The sequence below is a fragment of the Fictibacillus sp. BK138 genome (assembly GCF_004216955.1).
Classification (GTDB): Bacteria; Bacillota; Bacilli; order Bacillales; family Fictibacillaceae; genus Fictibacillus.
In genome coordinates this window covers 3,138,015-3,151,635 of sequence record NZ_SGXL01000001.1, presented here as the reverse complement: position 1 = coordinate 3,151,635, position 13,621 = coordinate 3,138,015, and the positions used below count along the sequence as shown (strand labels likewise).

The 13,621-nt window shown below is 41.2% G+C and carries 10 protein-coding genes; 9 read left to right on the top strand and 1 reads right to left on the bottom strand.

Translation table 11 applies throughout. From position 1 onward, the window contains the following. Window positions 1–605 precede the first annotated feature (605 nt). From hemE to EV282_RS15835, 8 genes are all read left to right on the top strand, one after another. Window positions 606–1,634, top strand: a complete 1,029-nt coding sequence (gene hemE, locus EV282_RS15870; RefSeq protein ID WP_130297029.1) for a uroporphyrinogen decarboxylase — start codon at window positions 606–608, stop codon at window positions 1,632–1,634. A gap of 6 nt (window positions 1,635–1,640) precedes the next feature. Further along, window positions 1,641–2,579: a ferrochelatase gene (hemH, locus tag EV282_RS15865; RefSeq protein WP_130296727.1), complete on the top strand. Its 939-nt coding sequence runs from the start codon at window positions 1,641–1,643 to the stop codon at window positions 2,577–2,579. A gap of 5 nt (window positions 2,580–2,584) precedes the next feature. Next, window positions 2,585–3,991 carry a protoporphyrinogen oxidase gene (gene hemY / locus EV282_RS15860; RefSeq protein WP_130296726.1) on the top strand — a complete coding sequence of 469 codons (1,407 nt, stop codon included), beginning with the start codon at window positions 2,585–2,587 and terminating at the stop codon, window positions 3,989–3,991. 105 nt (window positions 3,992–4,096) lie between these two features. Continuing rightward, window positions 4,097–5,374, top strand: a complete 1,278-nt coding sequence (locus tag EV282_RS15855; RefSeq protein ID WP_130296725.1) for an ATP-binding protein — start codon at window positions 4,097–4,099, stop codon at window positions 5,372–5,374. After that, the gene (locus tag EV282_RS15850; RefSeq protein WP_130296724.1) at window positions 5,374–5,943 is read left to right on the top strand and encodes a TetR/AcrR family transcriptional regulator; all 570 of its coding nucleotides are present in this window, start codon (window positions 5,374–5,376) and stop codon (window positions 5,941–5,943) included. Before EV282_RS15855 ends, EV282_RS15850 begins: the two co-directional genes overlap by 1 nt. Window positions 5,944–6,230: 287 nt before the next feature. Continuing rightward, entirely contained in the window at window positions 6,231–8,369 is a 2,139-nt protein-coding gene (locus EV282_RS15845) for a YhgE/Pip domain-containing protein (protein ID WP_130296723.1), read from the top strand. Between the two features lie 408 nt (window positions 8,370–8,777). Then, window positions 8,778–9,929, top strand: a complete 1,152-nt coding sequence (locus EV282_RS15840) for an ABC transporter ATP-binding protein (RefSeq protein ID WP_130296722.1) — start codon at window positions 8,778–8,780, stop codon at window positions 9,927–9,929. Then, a complete protein-coding gene (locus EV282_RS15835) occupies window positions 9,922–11,466 on the top strand; it encodes a glycine betaine ABC transporter substrate-binding protein (RefSeq protein ID WP_130296721.1) in 1,545 nt (514 codons plus the stop codon). Before EV282_RS15840 ends, EV282_RS15835 begins: the two co-directional genes overlap by 8 nt. A 214-nt stretch (window positions 11,467–11,680) precedes the next feature. On the opposite strand, the gene EV282_RS15830 is transcribed toward EV282_RS15835, so the two are convergent. Beyond that, on the bottom strand, window positions 11,681–12,403 hold the full coding sequence (locus tag EV282_RS15830) for an amino acid ABC transporter ATP-binding protein (RefSeq protein ID WP_130296720.1): 723 nt from the start codon (window positions 12,401–12,403) through the stop codon (window positions 11,681–11,683). Window positions 12,404–12,606: 203 nt separating this feature from the next. On the opposite strand from EV282_RS15830, the gene EV282_RS15825 reads away from it, so the two are divergent. Next, the gene (locus EV282_RS15825) at window positions 12,607–13,593 is read left to right on the top strand and encodes a LacI family DNA-binding transcriptional regulator (protein WP_130296719.1); all 987 of its coding nucleotides are present in this window, start codon (window positions 12,607–12,609) and stop codon (window positions 13,591–13,593) included. The last annotated feature ends 28 nt before the right edge of the window (window positions 13,594–13,621 follow it).

The following is a 13,621-nucleotide window of genomic DNA, read 5'->3' as shown; positions in this document are numbered from 1 at the left end:
ACCCACTCCTTAACGGAATTTTCTGACTTTTATTACAGTCATTAAACAATTGTCCTAAAAACGAGTCAATGCAATTCCCTTAAGATAGTGCTTTATCTTAAAATTTTTAGCCTGAAGTTATAGTGCTGGCATACAACTAAGGTAATAGAGGGATATGATTATCAGCTTATGTAGGATTATGTGGACGCACTCCCCGCGGAAAGCGAAGCAACCTGGAACGGAAATCAACTACTTGCAAGACCAATAAACCTTGTGCAAACAGCCTTTAGACCCAGCAGTGTCGATTATTGGCTAAAGACCTAATTTATTTAATTTAGACTTAATTGAGGTTTGATTAGACTTAATTGAGTGCTGTTTAGACTTAATCCACATATAAAAAGACTCAATCTATGAAAAACAGACTTAATCTTGGGAGAGTTAAACAGCAGGTGACTAGGGCAATTTGCCAAAATGATGACAATTGAGCTTTCAGCCTATACTTTTATTATGAATTCCCTTACAATGTGTATGGATATTGACGTTTAAAGGTTTTAAGTTTCAGCAGCTAGGAGATAACAATAGTGCTGTGCTTTTGGTCTTGATAGAAAGGTGTGTACGTTTTGACAATGAATGAAGAGTTTTTGAAGGCGTGTCGTAAGGAGAAAAATTCACATATTCCTGTATGGTACATGAGACAGGCGGGCCGTTCTCAGCCTGAGTACCGTAAATTGAAGGAGAAGTATTCACTGTTTGACATCACTCACAGACCTGAGATGTGCGCAGGCGTTACAAAGCTGCCTGTTGACCAGCACGGTGTTGATGCAGCGATTCTATATAAGGATATTATGTCACCGGTTCCTGCGATTGGTGTCGATGTTGAGATCAAGCCAGGAGTAGGTCCTGTTATCGATAATCCGGTTAGAACGCGTGAGGCTGTTGAAAGACTTGGAACAATCAACCCTGAGAAAGATGTTCCTTATGTACTTGAAACAATTAAAATTTTGCGTCAGCAATTGGAAGTTCCTCTTATCACTTTTGCAGGTGCTCCATTTACACTTGCGAGCTATATGGTTGAAGGAGGTCCTTCACGGGATTACCATAAAACAAAGCAGCTTATGTTCTCAGATCCAGAAAGTTGGTTCATGCTGATGGACAAGCTTGGAGACATGACGATCGCTTATGCAAAAGCTCAGATTAAAGCTGGAGCTCAAGCTTTTCAAATTTTTGATTCTTGGGTAGGAGCTTTAAATCAGCAAGATTACGCGAAATACATTATGCCTGTTATGGAGCGAATCTTCTCAGAACTTCGCGGAGAAGGTGTTCCGTTGATTCTTTATGGAACAGGCGCGCGTCACCTTGTGATGGAGTGGAACGAACTTCCTATCGATGTGATCGGACTTGACTGGAGATTGTCACCGAGAGAAGCGCGTCAGATGGGTGTTACGAAGGCGCTACAAGGAAACTTGGATCCTTCACTTCTCCTTGCTCCTTGGGAAGTTATTGAAGCAAGAACGAAAGAAATTTTGGATGAAGGTATGGAAGAGCCAGGATTTATCTTTAATGTAGGTAAAGGTATTTTCCCTGAGGTCAACATCGCAACATTGAAGCAACTAACCACTTTTGTCCACGAATACACGTCTAAAAAACTAGGGTGATAAAAAGTGACTAAAAAAATCGGGTTACTCGTGATGGCATATGGAACGCCAAGAAGTCTGGATGAAGTAGAGAGCTATTACACACATATTAGACGAGGCCGAAAACCTTCTCCTGAACAGCTTCAGGAGTTAACGGAGAGATACGAACAGATCGGCGGAATATCTCCATTAGCAAAAATCACTGAAGATCAGGCTCGAAAACTAGAAGAAGAAATGAATCGCCGCTACCCGGATCAAGAGTTTAAAAGCTACCTGGGATTAAAGCACATCGATCCTTTCATTGAAGATGCTGTACAGCAGATGAAAGAAGATGGTATCGAGGAAGCTGTAACTCTAGTACTGGCACCTCATTATTCAACGTTCAGTGTTAAATCCTACAACGGGCGTGCGGTAGAAGAATCAGCGAAGATCGGCGGTCCTAAGTTTGTAACGATCGACAGCTGGTATGACGAGCCTCAGTATGTACAATATTGGGCGGATGGAATTAAACAAACGTTTAAAAGTATTCCAGCAGAAGAGCATGATAAAGCGGTTGTTATCTTTTCTGCGCACAGTCTTCCAGAAAAGATTTTGCAGATGGGTGACCCATATCCTGCTCAATTACAGGAAACAGCTGATCTGATCGGAAAAGAGGCGAACGTTCCTCATTATACGATCGGATGGCAAAGTGCAGGCAACACGCCAGAGCCTTGGATTGGACCGGATGTGCAGGACCTTACGCGTGACCTGTACAACGAGCATGGATACAAGCATTTTATCTACTGTCCTGTAGGTTTTGTTGCTGATCACTTAGAAGTTCTGTATGACAATGACTATGAGTGCAAAGTTGTAACGGACGAATTAGGCGTTAACTATTACCGTCCTGAAATGCCAAATGCAAAACCTGAATTTATTGATTGTCTGGCAACAACAGTTGAAAAAGCACTAGCAAAAGAAAGAATGTGAATCAGATGAGCGAGCGAAAGCACGTGATCATTTTGGGCGGCGGCATTACAGGTTTAGCCGCTGCCTTTTATGTGCAAAAATATGCAAAAGAAACAGGAAAGCCTGTAACATTTACAATGCTTGAAAGCAGCAACAGGCTTGGTGGGAAGATTGAAACGATCAAGGAAAATGGATTTGTGATCGAGCGGGGGCCGGATTCCTATCTGGCTCGGAAAACGGTTATGACCGATCTAGCTAAAGAGGTAGGTCTTGAAAATGAACTGGTTTCCAATGAAACAGGACAAGCTTATATTTTGCATAATATGAGACTGCATCCTATTCCAGAGGGAGCTGTAATGGGTGTCCCGACAAAAGTGATGCCTTTTGCGTTCACGCCGCTCTTTTCAATCTTTGGAAAAGCAAGAGCTGGTTTTGACCTTGTCCTTCCTAAGCGTTCGAATTCAAACAAAGATGTATCGGTAGGGCACTTTTTTAGAAGACGTCTCGGGGATGAAGTAGTAGACCGTCTGATCGAACCTTTGCTGTCAGGAATCTATGCTGGCAAGATCGATCAATTAAGCTTGCAGTCTACTTTCCCTCAATTTATTGAAACAGAAAAAAAACACAGAAGCTTAATTCTCGGTATGAAGAATTCACAGCCAAAGCCTGCAAAAACTCAGAAGACGGAAAAGAAAAAGGGTGCCTTTTTAACATTTGAAAATGGACTTTCCTCTTTTGTGGCTGCTCTTGCTGGATCACTTCCTGTTGAGAGTGTGAAAAAGGGAGTTAAAGCTGAATCTGTAGAACGTACAGAAGACGGAACTTATTCAGTTAAAATGGAAGATGGATCAATACTAGCTGCTGATCACGTGATCGTGACCACGCCTTACTCAATCACGAAAAAATTATTTAACGAGAAGCTGTTTCCAGCAAATTTTCATAAAACAAAACCAACTTCTGTAGCAACCGTTGCGATGGAATTTAATGAAGATGAGGTTTCATTCTCTTTAGATGGCACCGGATTTGTTATCGCAAAAAGCGAGAAAACGTCTATCACAGCATGTACGTGGACAAGCCGCAAGTGGCCGCATACGACACCTGAAGGAAAGGTGCTCTTAAGATGCTATGTAGGCCGGGCTGATGATCAGGGAATCGTTCATGAGTCAGATGAAGTGATCCTGAATAAAGTACTGGATGATCTGAAAAAGATTATGGGTGTAGATACTCGGCCCGAAAAGTATTACGTCTCCCGTATGATCGATTCGATGCCGCAATACGAAGTCGGGCATAAGGAATATGTAAAACAACTTAGAGCGTCTTTCGAAAAAGACCTTCCAGGCGTACTTCTTGCAGGTGCTCCATATGATGGGGTAGGACTTCCGGATTGTGTGAATTCTGCTAAGCAGGCAGTAGAATCACTTTTTACCAAATAAAATAATATTTGTTAAACGGCAAACGGATAAGTTTGTCGTTTTTCTTATTTTCTTGTAGAATGATTCTGCTATACTGAAGAAAGAAAAAAGGGAAGGGGGAGCATCATGCAGGCATTTATTGAACCATTATTCGTTAATATTGCAATCGTTTTCTCGTTTACTCACCTCTTGAATATGTTCTTCCCTCTTCACCCAGGTGTGATACCAAGCTTGAAAAACAAAGTGATCTTTGGCGTGATTAGCGGATGCGGGGCTTTAGTATGCATGATGTTCCCGATTGAAACGCTTAAAGATTCTTTTTTTGACCTCAGAAATGTACCTATTATGATCGTGACTCTTTATGCCGGCTGGCTGCCCGGAGCTATCTGTTCATTGTTTGTTATCGTCGCAAGAAGCGGTATGGGCGGGGACTTTGCATGGCTCGGTGTCGTATTAACTCTACTAGCTTATGTCGTTGCATTAATCTATCAAGGTTTCTTTGACGAAGATAAACGAAGGTGGGTTTCAGCGATCTACATCGCTGTCATCTATACATTATTCTATATCTTGTTCATCCACTCGTATCTGGAATTTCTAACACTCGATTTTTACCTGGTGTATTTTTCAAGTTTTCTTATCGCTTTCTTTTCTTGTATTTTTCTTATCGAGAGGCTTGTTAAGATCAATATGCAATTAAAAGAAACGGTTTATCTGGATAAATTGGCAGTTGCCGGCCAGATGGCAGCGGCGATCGCACATGAAGTCAGAAATCCGATGACAACCATACGAGGTATGATCCAATTTTTAGGGAGCACAACAAGTGATGAAAAATTGAAAGAGCACTCCCCTTTATTAATTGAGGAACTCGATCGGACGAATAAAATCATTACAGATTATTTATCAATGGTGAAACCTGATATTCCTAAACTGGAAAGTATTGATGCCGAAACCGTTTTAAAAGACGTCGTTTCATTAACTGCTCCGTATGGATCCATACACAATGTGGAAGTGTCTTTAAGAGAAATTGGTTCATACTTGATATGTACAGACGAACAAAAACTTAAGCAGGGACTTATCAACATTATTAAAAACGGTATTGAAGCAATTGATCATACGGGTGCTATTCAAATTTACAAATACAAAGTCACAAGAAAATATATAACCATAGCGATTGAGGATAACGGAAAAGGAATGACTGATAAAGAGCTTGAGCAGATTGGTCTTCCGTTTTACACAACGAAAGCAAAAGGTACAGGTTTAGGTATGATGGTAACCTTTAAACTGATAAAAGATATGAGCGGAAAACTCCGCTATGAGAGCGAGTTGAACGAAGGGACTAGAGTGCTCTTATCTCTGCCTTTGTGTACAAAATCTGATCAGCTGCAAGAAGAGGTGGTAATATAATGGATCGCAGACAAAGTATATTAGAAGCAGCTGAACGTTCCTTTTCAATGTTTGGCTATAAGGCAAGTACGGTTGACCAGATCGCGAAAATTGCGAATGTAGGGAAAGGGACCATCTATACTTTTTTTGCAAATAAAGAAGAGCTGTTTTCTGAAATAATTACGAGCCTGGTAAAAGAAACAAAGGTTGCAGCATCGCAAGCAATCAATGAAGATCGGCCGTTCTATGAAAATCTGCACTATGCCCTGTACGAAGTGATCGAGTTCCGAAAAACGCATCAATTAGCGGTGAAGCTCTCTCAGGAAGTAAAAGAAATGAATACCTCTCCTGTAACAGAAGCTCTGCAAAGAATCGAAAAAGCCGTACTGAGTTTTGTTCAAAGAGAACTCGATAAAGCGATACAAAAAGGCGAAATCAAAGAATGTCCTACAGACATCGTGGCATTCATGATGGTCAAATTGTACCTCGCTCTTATTTTTGATTGGGAAAGGGATAACCCCGCGATTCACAAAGAAAAGATGCTTGAAGTACTAGAAATGTTCGTCATGGACGGACTTCGAAAAGAATAATGTTGCAGAAGTAAATAAAACATGATAGATTTATTTGTGACCAGAATTCGATTTTGGTCATTTTTGAAAAAGCTTAAAGAATGTTGTTAATAGTGGTGGTTGATTTCCTTTCCAGGAGTCTCGCACTTGCGCTTCAACCAATAGTCAATGATTCTTTATTTAAATGTTTAAGCAACAAACTTTTAAGCTTTTAGAAAAAAAGAATCCTGAATGAGGTCTCTTTTTTTACAGTGAATTGACCAAATGACTAAAATAGTCAATTTGTATTTTATAAGGAGTGAAAAACATTGTTAAAGAGTATAGGTGCTCAGTTTAAAGCGGTATTTTCGAATAAGAAGATTGTCATACCGGTTTTTGCCGTTCTTTTTATACCTGTGCTGTATACCGGGATGTTCTTATGGGCTTTTTGGGATCCGTATGACAAGATGGAGGATCTGCCGGTCGCAGTCGTTAACCTTGATGAAGGGTATGAATATAACGGAGACAACCTTGATGTTGGGGATGAATTTGTAAAAAAACTGAAAGAGAATCCTCAGTTTAAGTGGAAGTTCGTCAGTGAGAATGAAGCGAAGCAAGGGCTTGAAGATAATGAGTATTATATGATGATCGAAATTCCAGAGAACTTTTCCGAGAAAGCAACATCATTATCAGGAAAGAAAAATGAAAAACCGGAACTTATCTACACACCGAATGCCGGTTTTAATTTTCTAGCTGCACAGATCGGCGGTACAGCCGTTGATAAAATGAAGGAAAGCCTCTCAAATGAACTGACAAAAACATATGCTGAAGTGATGTTTGGTCAGGTTGAGCAGCTTGCGGGCGGTCTTGATCAGGCGGCTGATGGCTCGAGTAAAATAACGGATGGTCTAGAAAAAGCGTCTTCTGGAAGCGGCGAGCTTGCAGCGGGCATGACTGAAAAAACACCTCAGATCAAAGAATTGGAAAGCGGGGCAGCTTTATTCAATTCTAAGATAAAGGAGTTTGACAGCGGTATAGATCAATTGCTTGCTGCACACAAAAAGTTAGCAGCGGGTACAGGAGAGCTCAACACAGGAGCACAATCATTAAAAAGCGGTCTCAGCCAAGCGACAGCTGGTTCTGAGAAGATTAAAGATGGAAGTCTAGCTCTAAAAGGCGGAGCTGAAAAGTTGTCAGCGGGTGCTGGCAGTTTAGCAAGCTCTGTCAATGAGTGGAACGCAGGAGCTCAAAAAGCTGCTGCAGGTTCAAAACAGGTTGAACAGCAGATCAACAACTTAATTCAAAATCAGGGTAATATGTCTGATGAAGAAATAACAGCCTCATTAAAACAGATTGCCGCTATCAGCGGTGGGGTGAATAACGGGATGGACGGCTTAACGGCTGCATCGGGTAAAATTGCAGGTGGTGCTAATGAAGTATCAGCAGGTGCAAAAAAATTAAGTGATTCACAAACTGCAGTGGCACAAGGAGCTGAACAGCTTCATGCTGGACAACTTAAACTAGCTGATGGTGTTGACCAGCTGGCTAGCGGGCAGGAAAAAGTAAACGCAGGGACGCAAACGTTCCAGTCTAAGCTAGGGGAAGCGGCGTCTGGCTCACAACAATTACTTGCAGCTAGCGGAAAACTTGCCGATGGAACGGCAACCGTGTCTTCTGGCTGGCAAGAGGTAACAGGTCATGTAAATGAAATTCATAACGGTGAACAAAAGCTCCTCGAAGGAAGCGTGCAATTATCATCTAAACTGGGAGAAGCTGCTGACAAAACAGGAGAGCTTGATCCAGACAGCGAAATGTTTGAACGGATCGCCAACCCGGTTTCTGTAAAAACAAAAAGTTTTTCTGATGTTCCAAACTACGGTACTGGCTTTGCTCCTTATTTCTTATCGTTAGGATTATTTGTAGGGGCACTATTGATGTCAATTGTGTTCCCGTTGCGTGATAAAGCAGGGGAACCGCGTTCAGGTTTTGGATGGTTTGCGAGCAAGTTTACATTCTTAGCTGCAGTCGGTGTAGTTCAGGCATTGATTGCTGATGCAGTTCTTTTATACGGTTTAAATATCGAAGTAAGCAATCTACCGGCATTCATCGGGCTAAGCATAATTACTAGTCTTACGTTTTTAGCGCTTGTTCAATTACTTGTAACTGTTTTAGGAGACCCTGGGCGATTCGTTGCGATTATCATTTTGATTCTTCAGCTGACAACGAGTGCAGGTACATTCCCACTGGAACTTATCCCAGACGGACTGCAAATCTTCAACGTATGGCTCCCTATGACTTACTCTGTATCAGGCTTTAAAGCTGTGATTTCAAGCGGAGACATGAACAGTTATACTTTCAACGTATGGGTGTTAATAGGATTTATGGTTCTATGCATGGTCGGAACATGGGCATATTTCGCAGCTCATTTTAGAAAAAAGAATAGACAAACAGACGAAATTGCAGCTTAAGCTGCACGAAAAACACTTGGAGACGTAAATCCAAGTGTTTTTTTGTTTGAATACAAGCGATGGTAGATGTTTTAGAAGATGTAAAACCTTGTTTTGAGCGCAGGTGATAAAAGTTGAGCGCTCCTGAGCTTTTTTGAGCGAAGCTAGCATTGGTTTGAGCGTAACTCAGACATTTTGAGCGAAGAACAAGGATTTTGAGCGAACGTGTAATAAATAAAAGAACACGTACCGTAAACCCGGACTTTGGCGGGTAAGCGAGCATACTAAAACGGAAGTATACCACTTCCAATAGCAAAGTTTTTCGTTCAGCCTTAAAAAAGTGGTTTTCAAGCAAACGAGCAAGGGAAAGATAATAATTGGACATTCTAATGGATGCAGCTTATTTTATGCAAAAGGAGAGAACCTAACTTGATTACTTTCAAAAACGTAGGGAAAACGTTCCCTGACGGTTTTGAGGCTTTGAAGAACATTGACTTTCAGATTAAAGAAGGAGAGTTAGTTGCGTTAATCGGGCCTAGTGGTTGTGGTAAAACCACGACCATGCGAATGATAAACCGTTTGATCGAACCATCAAAGGGAACGATTTTAATTGATGGAGAGGATATTGCAAACCAAAACCCCGTTGAGCTGAGAAGGAATATCGGATACGTGATTCAACAGATCGGACTTCTGCCTCACATGACGATTGAAGACAACATTTCTCTCGTTCCGCGCTTAAAAGGCTGGGAGAAAGAAAAATATGATAGCAGAGTAGATGAATTGCTTGATTTAGTAGGGTTGGATCCTAAAACCTTCAGACAACGTTATCCTTCTGAGCTAAGCGGTGGTCAGCAGCAGCGTATAGGAGTAATTCGTGCCTTAGCAGCTGAACCTCCTATCATATTGATGGATGAACCGTTCTCTGCATTGGACCCTATCAGCAGAGAACAGCTTCAGGATGAACTTGTTAAATTACAGGATACGATTAAGAAAACGATCGTATTTGTTACGCATGATATGGATGAAGCGATCAAGATTGCGGACCGAATCGCGATTTTAAATAAAGGGGAAATCGTTCAATTCGACACACCTGAACGAATTTTAAGACATCCTGCCAATGACTTTGTTAAAGGATTTCTTGGCGAGAACAGACTATCTTCAGAGACTGCCATGCCAGAAGCTGTTGATCTGATGAGAAGGAACCCTATTACATCAAAACATTCAAGAGGGCTTGCTGAAGCTTTAAAAATGATGAAACGTTATGGGGTAGACAGTCTTCTGATCACTGATCAGCAAAATAAGCTGCTAGGCATTACTACCCTACAAAGCATTGAAAGACATTATGCGGAAGAAGATAAAACAGTCGGAGATCTAATGGAAAAAGAAATTGCTACTTTGGCTCCAGATGCGTCTTATACCGATGCGGCAGAAATTTTTGCGACCAATCAAGTAAATATGATTCCTGTACTAGAAGATGGGAAAGTTTTAGGAATCATAACGCGCGCGACGATGATGAGGGGACTTGCTGGATTAAACATCACCGCACAAAAACCTCTTGAAGGAGGTAAGGGTGATGAATAATTTACTTGATACATTAGTTAACCGCTGGCCTGAAATTTTAGTAGGATTGCAGCAGCATTTATTTTTATCTCTTGTTTCAATACTAATAGCTACTGTTATTGCTATTCCGCTCGGGATTTTTATATCAAGGCAAAAAAGAGTGGCTGAACCCATTATCGGGGTCACAGCTGTTTTTCAAACGATACCGAGTTTGGCTCTGTTTGGATTCTTGCTCCCTGTCTTTGGTATTGGAAGCACTACCGCTATCATCGCACTGACTGTTTATGCATTATTGCCGATTCTTCGCAATACTTACACAGGGATCACGGGAGTAGACAAATCAGTCGTCGAAGCAGGTAAAGGAATGGGAATGACCAATTCTCAAATCTTAAGAATGATCGAACTGCCTTTGGCGCTGCCTATAATTATGGCAGGTCTTAGAACCGCAACAGTCCTTACCATTGGTGTGGCTACCTTAGCTGCATTCATCGGTGCAGGCGGACTTGGGGATCTGATCTATCGCGGGCTATCTATGACTCGTAATGAACTGGTTTTAGCAGGGGCTATACCAGCTGCATTGTTAGCCATCCTTTTTGATTTTATATTGCGAAGAATTGAAATGGCTACTGAGCCAAAAACATCAGCAAAAAAGGGAAGTTCTTGGAAAGTGCCACTATTTATTGGTATTCCGATTGCGGCTCTCGTCCTATTCTTTGCCTTGCGCGGAGGCGGAGACGAAGATGCTATCGTCATTACAGGGAAGAAATGGACTGAGCAATATATACTTCCTTACATCATTTCTGAATATGTAAAAGATAAAACAGATTACCCTGTTGTCGTTAAAGAAGCGATTGGGGAGACGCCGATCTTAACAGAAGCGATTAAAAAAGGCGACATTGATATGTATGTTGAATATACCGGAACAGGATATTTGACGATCTTAAAAGAAAAGTATGATCCAGGGATGACACCTGAAGAAATCTACGACACCGTTAAAAAAGGCTATGAAGAAAAATACGACCTGAAATGGACAAAGCCATTAGGGTTTGAGAACACTTATGCATTAGCTTTAAATCCTGATAAAGCAAAACAACTGAATGTAAAGACGATCTCAGAATTGGCTCCGATATCAGATGAAGTCTCGTTTGGTGGACCTACAGAGTTCTTTGAACGTGAAGACGGGTATACACCGTTTGTAAAAACGTATGGATTAAACTTTAAAGTAAAAAGAAGCCTCGACCCGAACTTAATGTATACGGCAGTTAAAGAAGGGAAAGTAGACGCGGTCCCAGCGTTTACAACAGATGGGCGAATTGTCCGCTTTAACTTAAAGACATTGGAAGATGACAAGAAGTTCTTCCCGCCTTATTTTGCTGCTCCAATCGTTAGGGAAGATACTTTAAAAGAGTATCCGAAGCTTGAAGGTGTGCTGAATGAACTTGAAGGAAAGATTTCCGAGGAAGAAATGGCTGAGATGAACGCGAAGGTTGACTTAGATAAAGAAGATCCGCGTAAAGTAGCTAAAGATTTCCTGAAGAGCAAAAAATTGATCAAATAATGTTAGAAACTGGACTCTGTAGGGGGTCCAGTTTTTTGTTATTGAGTCTGTTTTAAATTAATTAAGCCTATTTGGTATAGTATTAAGTCTAAATTTAAAAAATTAGGTCTTTTCATTAAACAATTAGGTCTAAATGAAAATAATTAGGTCTTTCGACAAAAACATATAAAAAAGCTAGCGGATCCACTCTTGGAATCGCTAGCTTTATTACGCTTTATAACACTTTACTTAGAAACAGCTTAGTCCGTTCGTGTTTAGGGTCACCAAACAATTCTGAAGGAACGTTTTCCTCGACGATGTACCCGCCGTCCATGAAGATCACCCGGTCTCCAACTTCACGAGCAAAGCCCATTTCGTGAGTTACAACGACCATCGTCATTCCTTCCCGAGCGAGATCTTTCATAACTTCTAAAACTTCACCGACCATCTCTGGATCTAGTGCGGAAGTCGGTTCATCAAAAAGCATGATTTTCGGGTCCATTGCCAGTGCGCGTGCAATCGCGACCCGCTGTTTTTGCCCTCCGCTCAATTGGGAAGGGTAGGCGTTCGCTTTATCTTGCAACCCAACTTTTGCGAGCAGTTTCAGTGCCTTGTCTTTAGCTTCTTCTTTGTTTGCATTCCTTACTTTTAGAGGAGCAAGTGTAACGTTTTCGAGTACGGTTTTATGGGGAAAGAGGTTAAACTGCTGAAATACCATGCCGACATCTTCCCGGATCTTATTGATATTTGTTTTGGAATCAGTGATATCTGTTCCATCTACTAAAACTTGCCCGCCTGTAATTTCCTCCAGTTTATTGATGCAGCGGAGAAAAGTACTCTTTCCTGAGCCAGAAGGACCGATCACACATACTACTTCTTGTGGTTTTATTTCAGCGTTGATGTCCTTGAGTACTTCGAGATCGCCGAAGGACTTCTTTAGGTTTTTTACTTTAATCATGTTCCGGCTCCTTTCATGTAACTAATCGTTTATGTATTTTATCATAAGTTCGTTTGTTTCGATTAAACTCCTGCTTCATTCAATCTTTAATTACAAAACTTTCTGAAAAAGGCATTGACCTACAGATAAAAGTTGAACTATACTCTGAGTATGAAAACGATTTCATGATTTCGATTCCAGAAAGTTTTAAAGAGGAGAATCTGATGGCAACCATTCAAGATGTGGCGAAATTGGCAGGGCTGTCCCGCACGACTGTTTCAAGGGTGATCAACGAGCATCCGTATGTTACAGAAGAAAAAAAGCGGCTTGTGTCAAAAGCTATGCAACAACTCAACTATGTACCTAATTCATCAGCAAGAAGACTGCGAAGACAGCAAACAGAAACGATTGCCGTCTATGTTCCGCGTATCACGAATCCCTTTTTCAGTCATTTAGTTGAAGTGATGGAAAAAGAGGCAGCTAAGAAAGGCTATCAGCTGATTTTGTGTCAGACACGCTATAAAAAGGAACAAGAGCGCAACTTTTTGGAGCTTTTAAAAACAAAGCAGGTAGATGGTTTGATCCTGACTTCGATCGAAAATGACTGGAGTGAGATAGAACCCTATTTGGCATATGGTCCTATTGTTGTTTGCAACGAATACTCTGACTCGGCACAAGTTCCCCTTGTTTTTTTAGACCAGATCGAAGGCGGCTACATAGGAACGAAGCATTTGATCGAAAAGGGATATACAAAGCTTGGGTATTGTACGGGAGATCATAAGAGTTCAAGAGTTGCGCATGACAGAAGAATCGGGTTTTTGAAGGCAGTGAATGAAGCGGGACTTCAGATGAAGGATGAATGGTTTTTCGGTGGTGCTTACAGTGTGCAAGACGGAAAGAATACATTTGAAGCATTGAAGCAACTCTCTGATCCGCCTCAAGCACTTTTTACGGGAAGTGATGAGGTGGCTGCAGGAATTGTAAAGGCTGCATCTGATGCGGGGTGGAAGGTGCCTGAAGATCTTGCCGTTATTGGATTTGATAATCAGCCTCTAGCAGAATTGATGGAATTGACTACTGTCGAACAGCCGATTGAGACGATTGCCCGGCAGGCGATGGAATTAATGATTGAATCAATTAGGTCAAAGAGGACATCTGTTAGAAAAGAAGTCATTTTACCTTTGAATCTGATTCAGCGTTCTTCCACATAACAAAAATGAAATCGTTTACAAAACAGGA

Excerpts from the sequence above, each read along its gene's own strand:
- EV282_RS15855 (WP_130296725.1), top strand. The coding sequence starts at position 4,097 with ATGCAGGCATTTATTGAACCATTATTCGTTAATATTGCAATCGTTTTC.
- EV282_RS15850 (WP_130296724.1), top strand. The coding sequence starts at position 5,374 with ATGGATCGCAGACAAAGTATATTAGAAGCAGCTGAACGTTCCTTTTCA.
- EV282_RS15835 (WP_130296721.1), top strand. The coding sequence starts at position 9,922 with ATGAATAATTTACTTGATACATTAGTTAACCGCTGGCCTGAAATTTTA.
- hemY (WP_130296726.1), top strand. The coding sequence starts at position 2,585 with ATGAGCGAGCGAAAGCACGTGATCATTTTGGGCGGCGGCATTACAGGT.
- EV282_RS15825 (WP_130296719.1), top strand. The coding sequence starts at position 12,607 with ATGGCAACCATTCAAGATGTGGCGAAATTGGCAGGGCTGTCCCGCACG.
- EV282_RS15830 (WP_130296720.1), bottom strand. The coding sequence starts at position 12,403 with ATGATTAAAGTAAAAAACCTAAAGAAGTCCTTCGGCGATCTCGAAGTA.
- hemE (WP_130297029.1), top strand. The coding sequence starts at position 606 with ATGAATGAAGAGTTTTTGAAGGCGTGTCGTAAGGAGAAAAATTCACAT.